Origin of the sequence: Streptomyces sp. NPDC059994, from assembly GCF_042737755.1 — a bacterium.
In the GTDB taxonomy this organism is placed as follows: Bacteria; Actinomycetota; Actinomycetes; order Streptomycetales; family Streptomycetaceae; genus Streptomyces.
The window spans coordinates 1-21,150 of sequence record NZ_JBHWUR010000056.1; the positions used below are offsets into that span (position 1 = coordinate 1).

Consider the following 21,150-nt stretch of genomic DNA (forward strand, 5'->3'; position numbering starts at 1 on the left):
GCTACCTCGCCGGTCTCCACCTCCGCGCCGCAATGATCTGGGTCGACGACCTACTGAAGACCGCCGAATGATCACGACATCACACAGGCCCTAGTCCGCCACCCAGCCCACCTCTACGAGGCGGTCAGACAGCGGCAGGGAGGGGATCTGAAGACCGGGCCCCTGCGAGGATGCCGTCATGAACGACGCGGATCTTCTTGAAGTGCTTCTGAACTCTTTGGCCAGCGAAGCGAGTGTGTACGCACGTTGGTGCTGGAGTTCCGGAGCCGACCTTGCGCACCATGTCCACGACCTTGCGAAGGCTGCTGAGGCCGACTGGGCTCATGAGGCGGTAGAGGGCGCCACGGGACCCACCACGGCCGGGGAGATAGAGGCGGCTCTGCGCCCCATCACGCGGGAGTCGGCGATTGAGTTGATGGTCAACCTCTCGGCCGACAGCCTGGTCTTTCCCGGGCATGCGCGTCGCGACCGCGCCCATGTGAAGCGGGCCGTGGTGAAGGCGGTGTCGGTTCTGGGGCCGGGGTCGGAGTGGTTCTCCAACACCGATGGTTCCTGGGAGAACGGACGGGGGTGGAATTCGGTCACCCGGCACTCCTTCGACGGGGTAGTCGCCGGCCGGGGAGGCGACTTCGTGGTCGCGCTCCTGCAAGTCGGTGAGGACTGAGCATCTGCCGGCTGCCGGGCCCTTTGACCCGCCGCGCGGGGAGGCCGTCATGCCCCGGTCCATCCCGATGGACCCCGCCATGATCACGGTCGGGGAACGGCTCTGCCCGATTGATGGCGGGCATGTGGGCCGTCTACGTCGCCGGGATGGCTGCGGGGGAGTGGCGGGAACCGTGCATGCGTGACAGCACGTCGTGACACGTACGTGGCGAACAAAAACGAGGGCGGCCGATGGACGGTGATCCACCCCTGTGGGCGGTGCTGGTGGCTTTCCTCGTCGTCGGCGGTGTCGTGGCCGTTGTGGGGGTTGCGGTAATCGTGAGCGTGGTGGGCCTGGTCGTTGGGGCGAAGGCGCTTGTACGTGGGCATAGGCAGGGCGGGGGAGACGGCGAGCGGTGACGGACTCAGCTTCGGGGGAGTACGGCGTGGCCGGACAGAATCGACAAGCCGTCATCGCCCTGGTCGGGCGGAAGTTGGCGAATATCGCGCTGGACGTTCTCGATGAGGCGTGGCAGAGCGAAGGGCGCCGGCTGGGGACATTGGTGAGGTAGTGCGATGATTTCGTGGTCCTGTCGCCGACCGAACAGCGGGCCGAACAGGCCCGCGAGCTGGCAGCGCAGGTGTTGGAACGGCTCGGGATGCGATTGCATCCTGAGAAGACCAGCATCGTCTGCCTCACCCGAGGCAGGCAGGGATTCGATTTCCTCGGCTTCCACCACCGGAAGATGGAATCGTGGAAATGGCGGGGCAAGTACTACTTGCAACGCTGGCCTTCATCCAGGGCGATGCGGGTGCTGCGGGACAAAGTCCGCGTGGCGACCGCTCGCTCGAAGACTGCGCGGCCAGTATCCGCCGTGGTGGCCGACCTCAACCCCGTACTGCGGGGCTGGGCAGCGTACTTCCGCAACGGGAACTCCGGGAGGAAGCTCAACGTGGTCGATGGCTACGTCCACGAGCGTCTGGCCATTTTCGCCAGCACGAAACACAGACTCGCGGGCAGGAACTGGACCACCCGGTTTACATACGGGTGGATCACTCGGCTCGGGGTCTACCGTCTTACCCGAAATGTGCACAGGGCGAGGCGCATGCCAGCCGGTGAACGATGTCGGAAAGCCGTGTGCGGGAGAACTGCATGCACGATTTGGAGCGGCGGGGACTGGAAACGGAGCGTCAGCCACCGCGCCAGTCCCCGACCCTACTTAGCCTGCCGACTCCACAGTCAAGTCACCGTTCGTTGTCGACAGATCCAAGCGGTACTTGCCCGACGGGTCGTTCTTGAACGCCACCTTCTTGTCGCCGTGGGAGTTGTTCGCTGAGATCTGGTACTTGGCGGGCGGGGCCGTGATCGTGAGGCTGCCGCTGGTAGTGCGGGCCTTGATGTTCTGTGGGGTGGCCGTCTGGATCGCCACCTCGGCGTTCGACGTCTGCGTGTCGATGTCGCCGCCCTCGGCGTCCTTGACGTTGACGTCACCGTTGGATGTGCTCAGCTTCACAGGGCCCCTCGCGCTGTTCACTGCGATCTCGCCGTTGCTGGTGTGCACGTCGACCGTGCCGACATCGGTCAGTGTGAGGCTGCCGTTGGACGTGCCTCCCGTGACCGGAAGACCGGCGGGCACCTTGACGACGTAGTCGACGCCGCAGTTCTTGCCGCAGCCGGAGAGCGTCAGGACGCCGTTCTCGACGCTGAAGGACGTGCCACTGGGCTTGTCACCACGGTAGTTGACCTTTCGGTGCACGGAGGCCGTTGAGATGTCCGCCGAGGCGTCCACCTTCACCCCGCCGTTCCCGCTGTCGAGACGGAGCGAGGTGATTTTCTGGGGCACCTTGGCGTCGTCCTCGAAGGTCTTCTGGTCGAGGGCCGAGCACGCGGAGAGCCCGCCGACGGTGAGAGCGGCCAAAGCCACTGGTGCAAGGACGCGCGTCTGTAGGCGTCGCATGAAGTTCCCCCGTATGGAGCGAGTTGGATCGGTGATCAGTCATTGCGACTTTACGCAGCCACAGTCCCGCCCACGATGGGGAAAACCCCCCATTGCAAGGACTGGTCTGACCCTCACGGCGACCACAGCCGCTGTGAGGAGATCGCGTGACTTACTGCCGGGCTCCACCGGGAAGAGGCTGCTGCGCCCGACTGCCCTGCCGAAACCTGCCTCCTGCCCCGCCCCGAACGAGGCCGGACAGCCTCCGACGAGCCCGGACCAGCGGAACCAAACAAACCCGTCTGGCTATACCACTTCGAGGACACCGTTGGCGAATTCGGCGGCCGCTATGCGGGGCGGAGACGCAAGAAGTGGGATGTCAGGGTCTTGGGGAGTGGGCAGACGGGCACGATGGGGCCGCCGAGCTGCTGATGTGCGCCGATCAGCAGGTCGCGGTAGTCGCGCCAGGAGAAACTCCTGCGTCCGTCGCGCCGGCCGCCGTCGTCCCGGCGCGGCCGGTAGATCAGCCGACCGGTGGCCGGGCCTGTAGCAGGTCAGCGCGGCGATCGATATCCGCCTGCGGGAACGGCCCCGGACCCGCACCACCGGGGTCCGGCCGGGCTGCGACCAGCTTCGCCTGCGGCGGCGTCATGGAGAAACCGGCTTCGTCCTCGAAGACGAGCCAGGCTCCACGGGCCGCCGCGGGTCTTCCGCGCACGGCCACACCTCCTTGACCCACCCCGCGACCGCGTCGTCGTCCCGTTCCATGGCCCGTCGGGCCGGCACCTGGCAGGACCAGCCGTTACGCGCCGGGAGCTTGCGCACGCCCTGGACCGTGTAGGCCAGGTGGAAGCGTCGGCCGATCACCGTCTTGACCCGCGCCAGCGTCCAACGCTGGTCTTCCCAGCCATGCGCGGCCGGCCCCTTGGCCAGCTCCGCCTCCAGCTGCGTGAACTGCTTCTGGCTCAGCCTCGGCAGCGACGCCGGCCCCTGCGACTGCAGAGCCCAATGGACCGCCCACGTCCCACATCTGCCGCCACCGCTGCACCGACCGGACGTTGACCCGCAGGTCCTTCGCGATCGCCGGGCTCGCCTCACCCTGGGCGAACCTCTCGGCCGCCCTGAGCCGTAACTCCTCGCGGAACTGCTGCCGTTCGGCGGTCAGCCCGCCTCCTTATGGGATACCGCATGCCTTCGGTGATAGCGCACGAGCGACGAGCCGTCAGCCCCTACGACTCCACGAGTTCAACCTCAGTAACGGTAGTTCGTTAAATCCGGCGGTAGAGGTCAATGCCGTGTCCGGTGGTGACCGCGTCGATCAGGGCCTGGAGGTCGGGGGGTGGGTCCTTGTCTGTCCAGGCATGCCACCACCGGTGGAGGGTGACGGCGGGGGTGAGCCAGGAGCGGATGGCGCGTAAGGCCCTGGGCCAGCAAGGCTGTTGGGGCTGGTGGGACGGGGCCGGTCCCCCTCTCTGGCCCTTCGTCGGGGCAGGGGTCCGGCGCGGTGGCATCCAGGGGGCCGGGTGGGGCGAACCATTGGTCCCAGCAGAAGGAGAAGGCGCAGTTGACCAGGGTCTGGTGGGGGCGGATGGCGCGGTCGGAGCGGACCTGGAAGTCGGCCCGGCCGAGTTCGTCCTTGATCTGTTTGTAGCTCTGCTCGATCCAGGGCCGCAGTCCGTAGAGGCGGACGATCTCGGCGAGGTCGGCCGGCGGGTGCGGGCAGGTGTCGGCGTGGGGTGCGTCGGGGTGTGGCAGGTTGGTGGCCAGGTACCAGGTGGCCTTCTCCGGCAGCCGGGCCGGGTCGGTGGTGGCCACGACCAGTCGGCAGGGTGAGTCTGGGCCGTAGCCGCCCAGGCGGGCGTCGGCGGCCCACCAGGTCTCGGTGTGCCCGTCGCGGAAGTGACGCTCCACAGGTGTCCAGTCGCCGGGACGCTTGGCATCCTTCCAGGCCAGGGCGTGGGCCGCTTCGATGGGGGTGTGTGGTTGGTCGGCCCGGGCCCAGGTGCCGCGGTGCGGTTTGAGCGCCACCACGTAGGCCAACCCGGCCTCGCGCAGTGCGAGGTACCAGGTGTCGCCGACGGAATACGCGCAGTCGGCGATCACCGCCCGGCAGCCGAAGCCCGCCTCCTTGCCGCGGGCCGCGAGGGCAGCGGCCAGCTGCGGTTTCGTGCGGAAGGCCGGATCGGAGCGGCCGCGGGCGAAGTGGTGGGCGGGGGTGTAGGGAGTCGCGTGCAGCGGGTAGTACACACGGCCGTCGGTCCACACCGTGGTCACCGTGACGATGCCGTTGTCCGTCTTGCCCAACCGGCCCAGCCATTGCCGGCCCACGTGTGCGGTTGCCGTGCCGTCCTTGCGGTCCCCGGAGTCGTCGATCACGATGACCCCGCCGTCGTGCGGAGCCGTCGCCGGCTGCTCGCGCAGCAGCTCAAGCCGCCGGTCGTTGATCTGCTCGGCCTCCCAGGGCGACTCGGACAGGAAGAACTGCAGCCGCTGCACCCCCGGCATCCCCGCACCGGCCACCGGCTCCGCGCCTGCCAGGCAGGTGATCGTCTTGTTCCGGTCCCGCGGCGCCAGCAGCCCGGTCAGGTACTCGCGAAACCCTCGCCGCTGGGCCAGGCTGAAGAAGAGGTCGTCGAACCGGGCCGCGTAATCCTCCAACGGTCCCGGCGCAGGCGGACACGGACGGCGAGCAGTCATCTTCAGCCCCCAGCAGGCCAGTTGGCTTCTACCACCGGCCTACGACCAACCCGACCTGCCGTCAACCCACGCCACCACCGGATTTAACGAACTACCGGTATGTCTACCCCGTCACCGAAACGGTGGACATCAAGGGCGCCCCGGCGCCGAGTGGCGCTGCGGTGGTCAGTGGGTGTCGTCGGTGGTGAAGTCGGGCAGTTCGGTGGACAGCAGCTCCTCGGCGCCATTGTCGAGGAGCTGCTGCATGTGGTGGGAACGGGGCAGCATGGTTTGCTCGTAGGTGTGGATGGCGTCGTCGAAGGTGTTGTTGTTCGCTATGGCGAGGGCAAGTTCGCAGGCGTCGAGCATGGCGAGGTTGACGCCGGCGCCGAGCGGGGGCATGAGGTGGGCGGCGTCGCCGAGCAGGGTGACGGTGGGGTTGTGCTGCCAGGTGTGGGGGACGGGCAGGGCGTGGATGGGGCGGTCGACGTAGAGGCCGTCGTTGTCGGTGATCAGCCGGCGCAGACGGGGTGACCAGTGGCGGTACTGCGCGAGGAGGAATGCGCGGATGCCGTCGGTGTCCTGGATGGTCAGACCGTGGGTGGTGATCCAGTCGGCGGGGACGCGCTGGATGAGGTAGACGCGGATGTGGTCGCCGCTGTTGCGCTGGGCGAACAGGCCGCGGTCGCCGTCGGCTGCGGCGGCGCCGCCCCGGCCGACGAGTTCGGCGATGTCGGGGTGCTGGGTTTCGACGTCGTGGAACCAGGCTTCGAGGAAGCTGACGCCGCTGTACTGGGGGGTGGCCGGTGAGACGGCGCGGCGGACCTTGGACCAGGCGCCGTCGGCGCCGATGACGAGATCGGCTTCGATGGTGGTGCCGTCGGTGAAGTGCAGGTGCCGGGGCCCGTTCGCGGGGCCGTCCACGGACTTGAGGGTGTGGCCCCAGCGCACGGTGCCCGGCTGGAGCGAGCGCAGGAGGAGGTCGCGCAGCTGGCCGCGGTCAATCTCCGGCTTGAAGCGTTCGCCCTCTTCAGGGGTGTGGTGGAAGAGGATCGTGCCGGCCGGGTCCAGCTGGCGCATCTCCTGTCCTTCGGGGCGGGACAGTTGGAAGAACTCCTCCAGCAGTCCGGCTTCGCGCAGGGCGATCTGGCCGTTGTCCTCGTGCAGGTCGAGGGTGCCGCCCTGGTCGCGGGCGTCGGGGCCGGTTTCGTGGTCGTAGACGGTGGCGGTGATGCCGCGCTGCTGGAGGATGCGGGCGCAGGTCAGACCGCCGGGACCGGCGCCGATGATGGCGATGCGGGGGGTGGGAGTGGTGTTCATGGTGGGGCTCCGTTCGTTTCTCACAGCACTGTGCTGCCGTGCGCGGGGGTGTTCTTGCCGTCGTCGGTGGTGGGCGGCGGGCCGGCCTACTTCAGCGGGACTTCGCTGACGAAGAGGGCGGCGATGAGTGCCAGGGCGCAGGCGATCCCTGCGGTGAGGGAGGTCTGGTGGGTGCTGTCGGTGGCGGTATGCAGGTCGGCGTCCTTGGCGCCGGGCGTGGAGCTTGGCCCCGGCATGAGGGACGCAGACGCGGACATGGCTGATCACTCCTTTCGGTCATGGGAAGCGAAGAAGGGGGCCGGGCAGTGCCCCGCGGCCGTTGCTTCAGAAGAGCACACCAACCCACTAAGTGCAACAGCTCAACTTTTGGAGTTGTATAACCCATGGGGGTAAGCTCTTGGGTATGACCGATACCGATACCGGCCCCGCGACCGCGCCGATGGGGCGCCGTGAGCGCAAGAAGGCGGCCACCCGCCAGGCCATCGCCGATGCCGCCCTGCTCCTGTTCCTGGAGCGCGGATACGACGACGTGGGCATCCGCGAGATCGCGGATGCCGCTGACGTGTCCACCACCACGTTGTTCAAGCACTTCCCGGCCAAGGAGGCCCTGGTCTTCGACGAGGACGCCGACCAGGAGGCCCGCCTCCTCGCCGCCGTACGCGAACGAGTCAAGGACCAGTCGATCCCCGCGGCTCTGCGCGAGCACGCGCTGCGCTACCGCCTGGCCCCCGCGGGCGGCGACGCCCGCTTCACGGCCTTCGTCGACCTGGTGAACAACACTCCGGCACTGCGGGACTACCTCCAGGGCATGTGGCTGCGCCACACCGCCGCTCTCGCCCAGGTCATCGCGGAGGAGAGCGGCCTGCCCGAAGCCGATCCCGCCTGCGCCGCCCTGGCCCACTTCGCCCTTGAAGCCCCCCGCGCCGCCCGCAGCCACGACGATCCCCGTCAGGCCGTCACCCGCGCCTTCGACCTCCTCGAAAGCGGCTGGCACACCCTCGCCTGCGACCGATGAGCCACGCCGCCGCGTTCCACCGGGCAGCACAGTGGATCACCGGTTCATGAAGGCGTCTTCGGCTGCGGCGGACCGGCGGGGCGCCAGGCGTGAATGCCGTGGCGGTGGAACTGGCCGAGGCGACGCGCGAGCACCTGACAAGGGTGGCCGGTACGACAAAAGCGCAGGTGAGAGAAGTTCTCCGGGCGCGGATCATACTCGCCGCCGCTGAGGGCTTGAGCAATGGCGCCATCGCGCGGGAGCCGGCGGTCGCCGTGCAAACGGTCCGCAAGTGGCGTGGCCGGTTCGTCCTCCAGGGGCCGGACGGGCTCAAGGACGCCCGCTCTCGGGACGTCCCAAGATCTACAGCACCCAGGTGCGGGTGGCTGTTGCTGCGGCGGCCACCAGCGCACCCTCGCACCGGGCGGCGACCGGGTGGCTGGGACCGCCGAGGCCCTGCAGCACCAACGGCCGGAACGGGCCAGGAGCGTCGTGAGTCGCATCGGGGCGAAGGGTGGAATCGGGCCGGGACTGTCGGCATATGCGGGCGCCGTGCCATGGCGATGCCATTCAAGATCCCCGCCGCGACTGCCGCCTACACCGCCCTGCGTCATGCACCATTCGGTGCTCCTCGCTGGAAAGGCAACCCGAGCACGTGGGCCGACCCCCTTCACTTGCGTCGCGCTGTCCCGACGCCAAGGCAGGACGGAGATGTTTTGCCGCCGTCGCGCCCGGGGTGACGCGCATCGCCCGGTGGGTGACCGGGGACTGTGCGGACGACAGCGATGCCCCTCGACAAGACCGGGCGCCCGTATCCGTCCGCACCTTTCCTTACCTATACCGGGCATGGGTATGGCTGGTCCTTGACGCCCAGCACCGATGGAGTGCCGGGGGCTGTGCCTCGTCACGTCGTGCGCCTGCGCCGGACATCCGCCGCAGGTGAGCACGTTGGTGCGGGCGTCAACACTCACGCCATCGCATCCTCGATTCCCCCGGAAATGCGAACTATCAGGACGCAACAACGCAACGATCACAGAACCCGCATCCCGTCACAGCCCGAAGCAATCTGATTCATCCACCATCCCGGTGAGCGGTCTCTCAGTTGTGAAGAAAATGGCCGCCCGCAACCTTACGCGGGCTAAAAGACCCCACATCGCAATCCACTAACCAGCCAAACTTGATGCATAGCAAGCCAGAGTTGGCGAAATATCGCTGCATCTTCTCGCCGAGGTCGATAAATGGACGTCCATATTCCATCCATCGGATTCCAGTCTCTTGATCACGGTAGTTTCCGTGTCATAGCCTCAAAGGGAAGTGCCAACGGCATCTGCCTACGGAGGTAAACCATGGCAAGCTCTTCCAATGACCGCGCCGCCGCCGACCTCGAATTCCCCGAGGTCGAGGTCCGTGTTTCCCCGGTAGCCGACCGGGCTCGCGCGACCTTCGCCAAGACCCATGCTCGTCCGAGCGTCCCGGACTTCGCAAAGCTGTTCGCCGACTCGGCGAAGTAGCCAGGGCGACCAAGTAAGTTAGCACCGAGTTATGGGATTCCGTGTGCATCGAGCTGCGAAGTTCGATGCGCACGGAATCTGCTCTGCAGGCATTCCATAGCCGTACGAGAGTGATTCAGGGAATATGACGAAACTTGCCTCGCGGTTCGGCCGCGCCCTGTCGGGGGAACTCGGACCGGATTTCTCCACCCATCAGGTCAGTAATGATGTCGTATTCCGGCACCTGGACCCCTCGCTCCTGGACGACTGCTTCTCATGGGCCGGACTGAACGAGATTCTTTCGCGGGGCTCCGCCGTACCGGCAGACTTCTTTCTGTGCGCACAGGGAAAGCGACTGCCCGAGCACCAGTACACGACATCCCTGGACGGACACCGGGTCTTTGATCTGCCGCAGGTGTTCGGGCTCATGCGGGCTGGCGCCACATTGATCATCGATTCCCTGGACCGCATCCATCCAGGTGTCCGGGCCGCGACCGACGACGTCATGCGGATCACCGGCGAGACAGCGGCCTGCAACCTGTTCGTCACCTTCGACGACGCGCAGGCCTTCGACAGCCATTTCGACGAGGTCGACACCTTCGTCGTCCAGCTCCTCGGCACCAAGCACTGGAAGGTCCACGGGCCTTCCGAAGAGTTCCCCCTGCCCGAATACGGCAACAGCGATCCGGTGAACTGCCCCGACACTGTGCTGTTCGAGAAGACCCTGGTGCCGGGGGACGTGATCCACGTGCCCCGGGGCTGGTGGCACACCGTCCGCGGGGGCGGGGAGACCAGCTTGCACCTCACCTTCACGTTCACCCGCCGCACCGGGTACGACTGGCTGCGCTGGGCCGCCCGTCAGGCCCTGGGCCGGGTCGAGATCCGCGAGAGCCTCGACCGCACCGCCTCGCCCGAAACACACCAGGCCCAGCTGGAACGAATCATCGAGGCGTTCCTGGCCGAGGCGAAGAACCTGCGCCTGAACGACTTCTTCGCCGCAGAACGCCATGCCTCCGGTGGGCGCAACCTGGCGAGCCTGCCCTGGGACGTGAGCAAGACCCGCCCCTGCGGCGAGGACGTGGTGGAGCTGGTACCCGTCCTGCCTCCGCCGGTCCGCGTAGAAGGGGACCATGTCATCGTCACGGCCGCCGACCAGGACTTCGCGCTGCCCGCCGGACACCACCCGACGATCGAGGCACTCGTCCGGGCCCGCCGACTCACCGTCGCCCAACTGGCCGCGCAGGCCGGGGCACCCGTGACATCCGTGTCCGCACTCATGGCGGCTCTTCTGCGCTGCGGGCTGGTCACCGTCTCCGGTGCGGACACCGCCCGCCGGGACAGCGAGCGCGACCGGTGACGGCCCCCATCCGTCCAGGCCTGGGCGCACTCGGGTTTCCCTCTGCTGACCTGGACGCCGTGCTCACCGGGGAACTGACCGCCGACGCCGTTATCCTGGGACTGCCCTTCGATGCCGGAGTGCCAGGCGTTCCCGGCCAGCGACATGGCCCGGAGATCTTCCGCAAGCTCAGCCCCGCCCACGGCTGGACGGTTGACGAGAACGGCGCGCTGGGCGGAATGATCGACCCGGTGACCCGCGGCACGGTGCTGTCCGGCCGCAGGGTATTCGACATAGGGGACCTGGGCTCGGTGCCGATCGATCCACGGGTCGGCCGCGGCACCTACTACAAGACCCTCACCCGCCTTTCGGAACAGCTCGCCGAAACGGGCGCCCTCCCCATCTTCATCGGCGGCGACCACAGCCTCTCGGCACCGGCGGCTACCGGAGCCGGGCTCGTGCACGGCCCCCTGCGATTCATCTGCTTCGACGCGCACTGCGACTTCAGCGCCCGGCCCATGCCGGACGCCACCGACATCACGCACGCGGACTTTCTCGGCCACCTGCTCCAGGTCGGCACGATCTCGGACGCGGATCTGTACGGCGTACGGACGTACCTGCCCGCCGACTGCGGTCCGCTGCCAGACGCCCTGGGCTGCGCCTACGCCTACCCGTATGGCCCGACGGAGCAGGCACCGGACCGGGACGACCGGCCGACGTACCTGTCGATCGACCTGGACGTTATCGAGCCGGCAGACTTCCCGGCCACCGGACATCCGGAGGCTGGCGGCTACCGGCTGCGGGAACTGCTCGCCGCGGTCGAGCACGTCTGCCGCACGCGGCGGGTGGTGGCGGTGGACATCGTGGAGGCGCTCCAGGACGACCGGGAGAACCGGGCCACCAGCGCAACGGTCTCGGCCCTGGTCATGACATGCCTACGGGCACTGCTCGAACACCCTCGGGAACGGGAGACAACCGGATGAGCACGGGCACGACGGCGGACACGGCCCCGGAGACGGCCACCCCAGGCGACGAGGGGTCCGACGGCACGGGCATCCGCTCCCTGCACGGCTGGCAGCGGCAGCTGATCGCGGAGCACGACCGGCCCGCACTGCGCACGCACGGAGCGACCGTCACCGGCGTCAACGCCGGGGAGCATGATGTCACGATCCGCGTCCACCAAGGCCGCACCTGGATCTACAAGGCGTGGCAGGGAGACCGCGGCCGGGACACCCACCACCTCTACACCCCCGTCACCGGCCGCATCCATGCCATCGGCCGAGACGAGGCAGAGTTCCTCCAGGCGGAGGACTGGTCAGCGGTACCGACCGCGGTGATCAGGCGTCTGACGTCCCTGGTCATGCCGTTCGAGGAGTCCGGCTGGCAGTTCCCGGAACTCCCCGCCGACGCGCGGGTGGACACGCCGCGCGTCCGTGTCCTGATGCTCAACCCCACCGAGCAATGCAACATCCGCTGCACATACTGCTACTACGGCGGCGCCTACGCCCACACCCGCCCCCACCAGACCGCATCGCCGCAGGCGGACATGGTGAAGGCCGCCATCGACCTGTTCGTGACAGGCGAGGAAAAACTGGACTCCGCCCCTCGGGCCGTGTACTTCTTCGGCGGGGAACCACTCCTCGCGTTTGAGGAACTGAAGAAGGCCGTGCTGGCTTTGGAGGAACGCAAGCGCGAGGTGGGAGCCCGCCTGGAGAACCTCGTCCTCCAGGTGAATTCCAACGGCATGCTGCTGACCCCGAAGATCGTCGACTTCCTCGTCGAGCACGACATCTATCTCAACATCTCGATCGACGGCCCCAACCACGACCGCTACCGCGTCGACCGGCGGGGCAAGGGCACGCACGACCGGGTGCGCAAGCGCACCGACTGGCTCGCCGAGAACTGGCCCGAGTACTTCTCCACACGGGTCGCTCTCATCTGCGTCCTGTCGGCGCCACTCAACGCGGCTGCTCTCTACCGGTATTTCTCCGAATGGCCCACCGCTCACCGCGCCCTGGCGTGGGACTTCGACCTGCTGCTGCCGGGCGGTGAGCAGTCCTACGCGGACTTCGAGCAAATATTCGGCGAGCAGCGCCGGGTGTGGGACCTCTTCGTACGCTCCCACCACCAGACGTACGAGGAACGCGAGCAGTCGGGTCGCTACCACTTCGCCTTCAGCCACGGCTTCCTGCACCGCTCGTTCCACCGGGTGCTGAACCAGCCGGAACGCGACGGCGGGGCGCGCCTCAGGCATCTGCTCGGCATGCAGCTGATACCCGGGAATGAATACTTGGTCCTCGGATCCGACGGTACGCTCTACTCCTCCTACGAGTACCAGTCCCCGGATTTCGCTGTCGGCCACACCGACCGGGGAGTTGACCCGATGGCCGGAGCCGAGCAGCTCGCCATGTTCCGCGACTCCGTCGAGGCCGGTTCCTGCACCACGTGCTGGGCGGCCCCCCTGTGCACCGTCGCGGTGCCCGAGACCCCCTTCCGGCGATCGGACTCCGTGGAAGCGGCGCGCGAGAAGGTGACGGCCAAGCGGGCACGGTGCATGTCGGAACGGGAGAACCTCCAGCAGGCGCTGCGCGCCCGCGTCGACATTGAGCAGGAGTACGGGGACGAGGCCCTGGACGGGCACCGCGACGACTGGAGCCGTCAGCGGATGGAGGTGGCCCGTGTCGATCCCTTCTACGCCTGAAGCATCCGCCGAGGCGGCCGGCGCCGACCTCCCGGTCCTTCTGTGCGGCGCCGAACCGGCCCTGCTGCGGGGAGCCGGCCGCCACTGGCCGATCTTCGCTGCGCTGAGTGAGGAGAACCTGCGGGCCCGCGCAGACCCCCTGGTCGAGGCCGAGGACCGGGACCGCCGCCCAGTGACGGTGTCCCTCACCGAGGTCCTCGACGACATGCGGGCCACCCGCCCGCGGGGGCTGTACCTGCGCCACCAGTCGGTGTCACGGTTCGACCCCGCGCTGCCGGCGCTCGTACCGAAGGAGGTACGACGCCTCAACTGGCTGCTGGCCCTGGAACCCGACGCGCGCCCGGATTGGAGCTGGCTGATGATCGGCGCCGCAGGCACGAGCTCGCCCGTGCATGTCGACGTGATGGCGAGCGCCGCCTGGAACCTGCTCTGCGCCGGCACCAAGCGGTGGACCTTCCACCCGCCGAAGCGGGCCGAGGAGTGGCGGCTGCTTCCGCCCGGGTGCGCGAGGGGCACCCATGACTCCCCGCTCCGCGAGTTCATCCAGGAGCCCGGTGACATCGTCGTCACACCCAGCGGCTGGGCACACGAGGTGCACAACCTCACCGGCTCGATCGCCGTCACCAGCAACTTCATCAATCGTTCCAACCTGGACTTCGCCCTGCGGTACTTCAGCCTGATCGGCGACACCGACGCGCGCGACGTGCTCGTCGCCGTCAGCGAGGCCTTCACCCAGCATGGGGACGGTGGTGGCCGTTGAGCGGGCACGACCTGCCGTTCGAGCTGCCCGCTGTGGGCCTCGGCACCTGGCAGATGTGGGGCCAGGCCGCCGAGCGAGGTGTCCGCGACGCGATCGAGCTCGGCTACCGGCTGATCGACACGGCCGCCGCCTACCACAACGAGGAGGCGGTCGGCGCAGGCATCCGCAGCAGCGGAATCGACCCCGGCGAGCTCCTGGTCGTCACCAAGTTCCCCGAGGAGGACGCGGGCCGCGAACGAGAAGTCCTGCGCACCAGCCTCGACCTCCTCGGCGTCGAGCACATTGACCTGTGGCTCGTCCACGCCCCGCTGGACGCAGCGGGATCACTGCGGATCTGGGAGCGGTTCCTCGAAGCGCGGGAGGAAGGGCTGGTCCGCGCCATCGGCGTGAGTAACTTCCTTCCAGAGCAGGTGGACGACCTGGTCAAGGCGTCTGGAGTGGTCCCCGCGGTGAACCAGATCGCCTTCGGCCCCCACTACTACGACGCGGACGTCGCCCCCTACCACGCGGCGCACGGCATCGCGCTCCAGGCCCACAGCCCCTTCAGCGAGAACAACCTGGCCCACCCAGTGCTCCGGGCGATCGCCGACAGGCACGGGTGCAACGTGCGCCAGGTCCTGCTGCGCTGGCACCGGGCGCATGGCATTTCGGCAGTCGTCAAATCCGTCTCCCGCACCCACCTGACCGAGAACCTGGACGCCGCCAGCCACCCGCTCGACCCCGCGGAGGTGGCGGCCCTCGACCGTCTGGGCATCAACCCCACCCCGGGACAGCGAGCATGAGAGTTCACCTGGACGCCGTACAGCGCTCCTATCAAGTACGGCGCCGCCCGGAGACGGGTTCGAGGCTGACCCGGCTCGTCCGCCGTGAACGCAGTGAGGTCGAGGCCCTGCGCGGCATTGACCTGCGCATCGAACCGGGCGAGTCCGTCGGCTACATCGGGCTCAACGGCGCGGGCAAGTCCACGACGATGAAACTGGTCTCCGGCATCCTGGCCCCGACGGCCGGCCGGGTCACCGTGGACGGCCGGGACCCGCACCGCGAGCGCCGCACCCTCTCTGCCGACCTCGGATATCTGGCAGCCCAGCGCGCCAGTCTCTGGTGGGACCTGCCCGTCAAGGACTCCTACGAACTAATCCGGCGCGTCTACGGGATTGAACCTGCCCTGTTCCGCCGCCGCCGCGAGGAGCTGGTGGCCCGTCTCGACATCGGTAAGCACCTCAACACCCCTGTACGCGAGCTGTCCCTCGGCAACAGGACCCGCGCCGAGCTCGTCGGGACCCTGCTCCACGCGCCGAGGCTGCTGCTCCTGGACGAGCCGACGATCGGGCTCGATATCTTCGCGCGCGAGGCCATCTGCGGCCTCCTCAAGGACATCCGCGAGACCAGCGCGCCCACCATCGTGATGGCCAGCCACGACCTGCGGGACGTGGAAGCCGTCTGCGACCGCATCGTCATGATCGACGCGGGCCGGCTCGTCCACGACGGCAAGATCGCCGAACTGCGCGGGCTCGGCAGCGGCACCCGCCGCTTGGTCGTCCACCACGCCGAGGGCCATACGCTGCCCTCCGCGCCCGGTCTCGTCCCGGTCAGGACGGCCGCCAGGACCGTCACCACCTTCGAGTACGCCCAAGGCGACCTCCCCCCGGAGATACTCTCCGCCCTCTTCTCCGATCCACTGGTCGACGACGTCCAGCTGGAGGCGCCGAGCCTGGAACAGCTCATCAAGACCCTCTACGGGAAGGCTGGCTGATGGGGCGGACGCGCTATTCCCTGCGCCCGCATCTGGCCGTGGCCCACATGCAGATCAGGCTCTCCTTCCACTACAGAACCAGAGCCTTCTCGCAAGGGATCGGTGCCCTACTGCTCATCGGCCTCCAGGCCGCGCTGTGGACGGCTGTGTATTCGGGCACCGGGGACGACACTCCTGCCGGTTGGCTGAGCCTTCGCCAGACCATGGTCTACGCCGCGGCGGGCACCATCTGGGTACTGTGCCTGCCCAACCTTGGCCTCGCACGCCAGCTCGAAGCCAAGATCAGGGACGGCCGGATCACCACCGAACTACTCATCCCGCTGGGCTTCTTCAGTCAGTGGTTCTCCGCCGCGGTCGGCCGCACCGTGGGCATCACCGCATTGGTGGGCCTGCCCTCGGCGCTCGCCGGCGGTGCACTCCTGCTGCCCTTCGACCTCGATGCCGACTACGCCCTCCAGCTCGCCCTGACCAGCGCCATCGCTTTCGTCATCCTCTTCAACCTCAGCTACATGATCGGACTTTCGGCGTTCTTCATCCGCCGCGTCGAGGGCCTCAACGAGGTACGTGAAGCACTGCTGCTCCTGCTGGGAGGGTCAATGATGCCGATCTCCCTCTATCCGGTACCCCTGCGCGACGCGGTGGTGTGGACCCCGTTCGCACACGGCTTCTACACCCCCCTCGGCTCCCTGGTGAAGGACCCCTTCGTCGACGCACACGTCATCATCATCGGGCTGGCCTGGTCTGCGCTACTGACCGCGGCCAGCGCCCTGTGCACCTGGAGCAGCCTGCGCAAGCTGGTGATCGCCGGTGGCTGAGCGCCTCACAGACTGGAAGAAGTCGCTGGATGTCGCGTTCTTCGCGACCCGGATGAACTTCCGCAGCCATCTGGTGCACCCCGGTGAGGTGGCGCTCGCCAATCTGGGGGCCCTCGTCCAAGCGGTGTCCGGTGCCGCCGTGTTCATGCTGGCGCTGTCGACCACCGGCGTGATCCACGGCTGGACCCTCGCGCAATGGGCCGTACTCACCGGTTTCACGGCTGTGGCCCGTGCTCTGTGGAACACCGTCTTCTTCGGCACCCTGGACATCCCCGACATGGTTCGCTCCGGCGAACTCGACCACTACCTCGTCCGCCCCGCCAACCCACTGATGCTCATCCTCTTCTCCAAGGTCGACACGGACGTCTGGATCGAGATCGTGATCGGCCTCGCCACAATGGGGGTGGCACTCCAGGTAAGCGGCACCGAACTTACCGCACACGTACTGCTGTTCATCCCAGTCGCCCTCCTCGGCGCGGCACTCGTCTTCGCCGCCATGCATCTCGCCGTCACCTCGCTGTCGTTCTGGCTGCGGCACGACGCCATGCTGTCCATGTTGATCTGGCGGCTCGACAGCTTCGCGCAACTACCGATGAGCTTCTACCCGAAGTGGGTCCTCGCCGCGTTCTCGACCGTCGTCCCGTTCGCCTTCGTCGGCTACTACCCGTGCCTCTACATCCTCGGCAAGACGAGCTCGCCCCTCGTGTGGGCGTTCCCCCTGGCAGGCCCCCTGCTCATGATCCCCGCAGTCGTGCTGTGGCGACGCGGTCTCACCCGTTACAGCAGCACCGGCACCTGAGGAGCCACGCAGTGAACCATCTCGCGGCATTCGAGCGCGACGGATACCTCGTCCTGGACATCTTCTCCGAGGACGAGGTGGCGCGGATGAAGCAGATGCTCTCCGCCCTCATCAATCCGCCAGCCTCCGAACGGCACCCCCGCCTGCATGTCCACGCCGCGTCGCAGGTCCCCCTGCCGCGACTCGACCCGTACAACCCGTACGCCGTCTGGAAGATTGTCAACACTCCGCTCGCCGGGGACGACTGGTACGCCCTCATCCACAACCGGCGCGTCCTCGACATCATCGGCGAGCTCCTGGGGCCGGACATCAACCTTCACATGGGATTCGCCCGCCTGCGCCCCTCCGGGCTGCGGGCCGAGGAGGGCTGGCACCGCGACCTCGACACCGACCAGCACACCCTGCCGGAACTGGTCACCGCGCTCATCTACCTCGACGACATGGACGCCGAATCCGGTGCCACCTTGGTCTGGCCGGGCAGCCACCGGCACGACGAGCGGACACCCGCCGACCATGAGGCCGTCCCGGTGTCAGCCCGGCAAGGCTCCGTCCTCTTCCTGCACTGCCTCACCGTGCACCGCGCCAGCACCAACCTCACGACGCGCCACCGCTCCATCCTGATCAACGAGTACAAGAGCGCCCGGACAACGGAGCTCACCCTCAACGACGCCGCCTTCGGTGACCTGCCGCTCCGCAGAGGGGGCCGGAACCTTGTAGAACTGTGACGGCGGAGGGTCTGCACGCTGGAGGCAGGCCCGGCGGACCAGGGGATCCGCGCGTTCTTGGCCCAGGTCGAAGCCGACACTGCCGCACGGCGGGACCTGGCCACCTTCCTCATCGAACACCTGTCACGGAAGGATCTCTGTCTTCCAGCACAGACGCAGGGTTGACGCGGCGTCCGCGAGCAGGCAGGTCAGCCCGGGGTGCCGCGCGGCGCCACCGCCACGAGAACGGGCGCGGCCGGTTCGAAGAGGTCCAGGGGGTAGAGGAGGACGGTGTGGCCGTCCGTGTCGACGGCCATGGATCCCGCCCGCCTTCGGGCGAGTTCGTGTACTCCCTGCCGCACTGCTTCCCAGACCGTCTTGTCGGCGGCGCAGTGCGGTCGCCGTCGTGTGGTCAGTACCGCCGCGGCGGAACTGACCAGCAGCACGTCGCGATGGGTGCATTGGGCGAGCCAGCCGAGCACTGCCTGGGAGCCGCCCCACAAGGGTGAGCCCACCACGACGTGCCTGGCTACGCCGGGGTACGACACCCGCATGGGCGGCTGGTGGTGGCGCGACTACATGCACTTCAACAAGTGAACCGACAGCACCTGCGGCGGCAACGGCGGGGCCTGTCTCGGCTCGCAGGACCAGTGGGTGCCGTCCTCCAGGCCGGACGACTGGTGGGGCATCGGCATCTTCAAGAACAACTAGCCCCGTCCGCAAAATGATTGGCTCCGGGCCCTTGACCTTGCAGGCCAAGGGCCCGGAGCCTGTCCGGACTCTGCTGCCCGACGTGCCGCTGACCGGCGGGGTTCCCCGGGTGCAGCGACCGGAGCGACCGTACGGCGGACATAGAAGTAGACCATCTGTTCGAATATCTCGTCATCTCGACACTCTTCCTGCGTGTGCCCGGTTGTGACTGAGCGCCGCAGTTGGCGAGTGAGCGCAAGAGTTGGGTCTGTACGCTCACCGGTGTAATTGATGATCATGGAAGAGACATCAAGTGACTGACACCGTGACCGAGTCCGCGACCGCCGATGACCAGGCGGAACCGTCGCTGGAGAGTGCGGCGGTCGAGCGGAAGCTCATCGAGCAGCTCATCGAGCAGGCCCGGAGCTTCTCCGTGAGCACCGTCGTGCCGCTCAAGCCACCTCCCAAGTCCGTGGTTGCACCGGAGAGACGTGATCACCCCGGCAGATTCCACGTAACTTTTAAGATGATCAAGCGTCAGATGTTCGGTCGCGCCGGCTTCGCACTGCTCCACAAGCGGGTCCTCCTCGCCCCGTGACCGATGTCAGTGGCTCCTGGAACCATGTCTTCGTCCGAGACAGCAATATCAGGAGCCATGCATGGGAACGTGGGGAACCGGCCCGTTCGACAGCGACCTCGCCGCAGACTTCGTCGATGGACTTGAGGGGCTCACCCACCGTCAGGTCATTGACGTGCTGGGGCGGGCATTCCAGCGAGTCACCGACTCGGGAGAACGCGTCGATGGCGGAGACGGGGCCGAAGCCATTGCCGCTGGCGCCCTCGTCGCCAGCACCCTCCCGGACAGCCCCATCGTGATTGACCCGGACGACGGCCCCAGGGAACCGCTGCCCACACTGCCAGCCTCCCTTCGCACGTCGCCGAGACTCGCACTGCACCGGGTTCTCCAGGGCGGATCTGAAATGGCAACCGGCTGGGTGGACAGCGCCGAGGCCGACCGACCAGTGGCGCCAGGAAGTGCGACAGATCCTCCAAGCACTCGAAACGCCCACTGATCACTAGTCGTGCCCGCTTCACGGAAGCCGTGCCAGAACCGCTGGAGATGAACGAAGCCAGGGGAGGGGCCAGCGGGCCGAGGTCGGCCCCTCCGTGCGCTGGTTACCTCTCCCGTGCGGACGGGAGGTTGGGTTCAGCGGTCTCCGCGGGTGTCGGGGACTGGGAGCCATGCCTTGGCGTCCTCGCTCCAGCGCAGAAGATGCCCGCGCAGCTCGGGCCGGGTGACGTCGAGGTCGATCAGTGCGAGCCAGGCGTCGTCGGTGAGATCCGGGCCCACCTCGATTCTGCAGACGGACCGGCCTGTGCGCGCCACCGTGACCTCAAGCTCGCTGCCCTGCCTGCGGCGCCGCCACCAGGACCTCGGCCTGACCACCGTCACCCTTTGCCCCAGCTGCTCTCCGAGCGTCGTGGCGAACGCGGTGACAAACGGGGTGACCACAGTGGCGATTACGAGCAGTTCGATCGCGGTGGGGGCGGCTCTCGGGCGGAGCATCGACCCTCTGGCCCATCTGGCCGAAACGATCAGGGCTACGAGCAAAACGACGAACAGCAGGCCGAGCCAGCGTGGAGGCATTTGGACCAGTGGACCGGGCGGCTTGGCCACGCGGCTAGCCCCTGCGGGCACCAAGCTGCAGCGAGCCCCGTGGAGCAGCGCCCTCAAGATCCAAGCGGCCGGCTCTCACGCCGAAGAGGGCACCCTCCGGCCAGCCCTTCCGTCGGAGCAGACTGTGACGGAGTTGGCCCGCACCGAGCTCCCCTTCGACGAATTCCCGACCCTGCAGAAGGAAGCGGCCGGGGGCGGTGAACTGCCCAGGCCCGGCGAGCCGCTCGGGGCGCGGGAGCGGCTTGAGCTGGAATTCCACCCTGCCAGGCGGCACGACCTGGCCGCGGCTCGGTTACGTCCGGGACACCGGGCATGCCCGGCTACGTACAGCATGACCACGACCGGGTACTGGATCAGGCGGTGGAGGATGCGAGGTTCGACCGCAGCAGGATCGTGGTGCTGGTGGGGGGACGTCCTCGACGGACAATTCCCGCGCGTGCTGGGAGGCCGTGCAGCCGCTCGGAAAGCGGGGGTGGCTGTTGTGGCATCCCTCGACCCGACCCAGGCCGAAGCAGCACTCGACGACCTCCACCGCGTCGAGCCCCACACCGTGATCTGGATGAACGAAGCCCAGCACTACCTCGGCAGCCGCACAGTCGGCGAAAGATCGCAGCTGCCATGCACCACTTGCTGATCGATATAGCGCGCCAGCCCCGCCGCCACCGCCCTGGCGCAGGGAGCCAGCCGCCTCGGCGCCGGACTGCACCCCCCACAGGCCTTCCTCACCGACGCCGCCATGGCGGTGGAGGGGAATTTACTGGCGTAGTCGAGCCGCTCGCACTGTGAGCGGCTTTCGGTGACGAAATCACGCAGGGTCGGCCATCGCCCGGTGTGGCCGGCGTCGGCCTTGTTGGC

The 21,150-nt window shown here is 67.8% G+C and carries 22 protein-coding genes and 3 pseudogenes; 16 read left to right on the forward strand and 9 right to left on the reverse strand.

Annotated features, from left to right (window positions below; genetic code table 11):
• The first annotated feature begins 178 nt into the window (after positions 1-178).
• A complete protein-coding gene (locus ACFWA7_RS24800; protein WP_385825240.1) occupies positions 179-664 on the forward strand; it encodes a hypothetical protein in 486 nt (161 codons plus the stop codon).
• Positions 665-1,067: 403 nt separating this feature from the next.
• On the opposite strand, the gene ACFWA7_RS24805 is transcribed toward ACFWA7_RS24800, so the two are convergent.
• Positions 1,068-1,382: a hypothetical protein gene (locus tag ACFWA7_RS24805; protein WP_385825296.1), complete on the reverse strand. Its 315-nt coding sequence runs from the start codon at positions 1,380-1,382 to the stop codon at positions 1,068-1,070.
• A 66-nt stretch (positions 1,383-1,448) separates the two neighbouring features.
• Between ACFWA7_RS24805 and ACFWA7_RS24810 the strand changes: the two genes are divergently transcribed.
• Positions 1,449-1,979: a group II intron maturase-specific domain-containing protein gene (locus ACFWA7_RS24810; protein ID WP_385825292.1), complete on the forward strand. Its 531-nt coding sequence runs from the start codon at positions 1,449-1,451 to the stop codon at positions 1,977-1,979.
• Here ACFWA7_RS24810 and ACFWA7_RS24815 read toward each other — a convergent pair.
• From ACFWA7_RS24815 to ACFWA7_RS24840, 6 genes and pseudogenes are all read right to left on the reverse strand, one after another.
• Positions 1,863-2,567, reverse strand: a complete 705-nt coding sequence (locus ACFWA7_RS24815; protein ID WP_385546141.1) for a DUF4097 domain-containing protein — start codon at positions 2,565-2,567, stop codon at positions 1,863-1,865. The genes ACFWA7_RS24810 and ACFWA7_RS24815 overlap by 117 nt on opposite strands.
• A gap of 413 nt (positions 2,568-2,980) precedes the next feature.
• Positions 2,981-3,231 (reverse strand): annotated as a pseudogene (locus ACFWA7_RS24820) (IS630 family transposase); the annotation flags it as partial.
• Positions 3,228-3,744 (reverse strand): annotated as a pseudogene (locus tag ACFWA7_RS24825) (winged helix-turn-helix domain-containing protein). The pseudogenes ACFWA7_RS24825 and ACFWA7_RS24820, both read right to left, overlap by 4 nt.
• A gap of 122 nt (positions 3,745-3,866) precedes the next feature.
• Positions 3,867-5,237, reverse strand: coding sequence for an IS701 family transposase (locus ACFWA7_RS24830; RefSeq protein WP_385825242.1), 1,371 nt, complete (start codon positions 5,235-5,237; stop codon positions 3,867-3,869).
• Positions 5,238-5,441: 204 nt separating this feature from the next.
• The gene (locus ACFWA7_RS24835) at positions 5,442-6,575 is read right to left on the reverse strand and encodes an FAD-dependent oxidoreductase (protein ID WP_385825244.1); all 1,134 of its coding nucleotides are present in this window, start codon (positions 6,573-6,575) and stop codon (positions 5,442-5,444) included.
• 86 nt (positions 6,576-6,661) lie between these two features.
• The gene (locus ACFWA7_RS24840; protein ID WP_385546132.1) at positions 6,662-6,832 is read right to left on the reverse strand and encodes a hypothetical protein; all 171 of its coding nucleotides are present in this window, start codon (positions 6,830-6,832) and stop codon (positions 6,662-6,664) included.
• A 146-nt stretch (positions 6,833-6,978) separates the two neighbouring features.
• Here ACFWA7_RS24840 and ACFWA7_RS24845 point away from each other — a divergent pair, with 146 nt between their 5' ends.
• The 12 genes and pseudogenes from ACFWA7_RS24845 to ACFWA7_RS24900 all read left to right on the forward strand — a co-directional run bounded on the left by ACFWA7_RS24845 (position 6,979) and on the right by ACFWA7_RS24900 (position 17,948).
• A complete protein-coding gene (locus ACFWA7_RS24845; RefSeq protein ID WP_385825246.1) occupies positions 6,979-7,590 on the forward strand; it encodes a TetR/AcrR family transcriptional regulator in 612 nt (203 codons plus the stop codon).
• A 167-nt stretch (positions 7,591-7,757) separates the two neighbouring features.
• A pseudogene (locus ACFWA7_RS24850) lies at positions 7,758-7,919 on the forward strand (helix-turn-helix domain-containing protein); the annotation flags it as partial.
• 996 nt (positions 7,920-8,915) lie between these two features.
• Positions 8,916-9,080 (forward strand): hypothetical protein, encoded by a 165-nt coding sequence (locus ACFWA7_RS24855; protein WP_385546123.1) that lies wholly within the window; start codon positions 8,916-8,918, stop codon positions 9,078-9,080.
• Between the two features lie 124 nt (positions 9,081-9,204).
• Positions 9,205-10,416 (forward strand): JmjC domain-containing protein, encoded by a 1,212-nt coding sequence (locus tag ACFWA7_RS24860; RefSeq protein WP_385825248.1) that lies wholly within the window; start codon positions 9,205-9,207, stop codon positions 10,414-10,416.
• The gene (locus ACFWA7_RS24865; protein ID WP_385546118.1) at positions 10,413-11,378 is read left to right on the forward strand and encodes an arginase family protein; all 966 of its coding nucleotides are present in this window, start codon (positions 10,413-10,415) and stop codon (positions 11,376-11,378) included. Before ACFWA7_RS24860 ends, ACFWA7_RS24865 begins: the two co-directional genes overlap by 4 nt.
• A complete protein-coding gene (locus tag ACFWA7_RS24870; protein WP_385825250.1) occupies positions 11,375-13,096 on the forward strand; it encodes a radical SAM protein in 1,722 nt (573 codons plus the stop codon). The genes ACFWA7_RS24865 and ACFWA7_RS24870 overlap by 4 nt, the downstream gene beginning before the upstream one ends.
• Entirely contained in the window at positions 13,074-13,856 is a 783-nt protein-coding gene (locus ACFWA7_RS24875) for a transcription factor jumonji (RefSeq protein ID WP_385546112.1), read from the forward strand. The genes ACFWA7_RS24870 and ACFWA7_RS24875 overlap by 23 nt, the downstream gene beginning before the upstream one ends.
• A complete protein-coding gene (locus tag ACFWA7_RS24880) occupies positions 13,853-14,638 on the forward strand; it encodes an aldo/keto reductase (RefSeq protein ID WP_385546109.1) in 786 nt (261 codons plus the stop codon). Before ACFWA7_RS24875 ends, ACFWA7_RS24880 begins: the two co-directional genes overlap by 4 nt.
• Positions 14,635-15,609, forward strand: coding sequence for an ATP-binding cassette domain-containing protein (locus ACFWA7_RS24885; RefSeq protein ID WP_385825252.1), 975 nt, complete (start codon positions 14,635-14,637; stop codon positions 15,607-15,609). The genes ACFWA7_RS24880 and ACFWA7_RS24885 overlap by 4 nt, the downstream gene beginning before the upstream one ends.
• Before the next feature lie 47 nt (positions 15,610-15,656).
• Complete coding sequence (locus tag ACFWA7_RS24890) at positions 15,657-16,424, forward strand: ABC-2 family transporter protein (RefSeq protein ID WP_385825294.1); 768 nt, start codon at positions 15,657-15,659, stop codon at positions 16,422-16,424.
• Positions 16,417-17,223 (forward strand): ABC transporter permease, encoded by an 807-nt coding sequence (locus ACFWA7_RS24895; RefSeq protein ID WP_385546103.1) that lies wholly within the window; start codon positions 16,417-16,419, stop codon positions 17,221-17,223. Before ACFWA7_RS24890 ends, ACFWA7_RS24895 begins: the two co-directional genes overlap by 8 nt.
• Before the next feature lie 11 nt (positions 17,224-17,234).
• Positions 17,235-17,948, forward strand: a complete 714-nt coding sequence (locus tag ACFWA7_RS24900) for a phytanoyl-CoA dioxygenase family protein (RefSeq protein WP_385546100.1) — start codon at positions 17,235-17,237, stop codon at positions 17,946-17,948.
• Between the two features lie 188 nt (positions 17,949-18,136).
• On the opposite strand, the gene ACFWA7_RS24905 is transcribed toward ACFWA7_RS24900, so the two are convergent.
• Positions 18,137-18,481, reverse strand: a complete 345-nt coding sequence (locus ACFWA7_RS24905; protein ID WP_385546097.1) for a hypothetical protein — start codon at positions 18,479-18,481, stop codon at positions 18,137-18,139.
• Positions 18,482-18,930: 449 nt separating this feature from the next.
• On the opposite strand from ACFWA7_RS24905, the gene ACFWA7_RS24910 reads away from it, so the two are divergent.
• Both ACFWA7_RS24910 and ACFWA7_RS24915 read left to right on the forward strand, forming a co-directional pair.
• Positions 18,931-19,215: a hypothetical protein gene (locus tag ACFWA7_RS24910; RefSeq protein WP_385825254.1), complete on the forward strand. Its 285-nt coding sequence runs from the start codon at positions 18,931-18,933 to the stop codon at positions 19,213-19,215.
• Positions 19,216-19,276: 61 nt separating this feature from the next.
• Positions 19,277-19,690 (forward strand): DUF4259 domain-containing protein, encoded by a 414-nt coding sequence (locus ACFWA7_RS24915; protein ID WP_385825256.1) that lies wholly within the window; start codon positions 19,277-19,279, stop codon positions 19,688-19,690.
• A gap of 134 nt (positions 19,691-19,824) precedes the next feature.
• Here the strand turns inward: ACFWA7_RS24915 and ACFWA7_RS24920 are convergent, their stop codons facing one another.
• Complete coding sequence (locus ACFWA7_RS24920) at positions 19,825-20,184, reverse strand: hypothetical protein (RefSeq protein ID WP_385825258.1); 360 nt, start codon at positions 20,182-20,184, stop codon at positions 19,825-19,827.
• Positions 20,185-21,150: the final 966 nt, after the last annotated feature.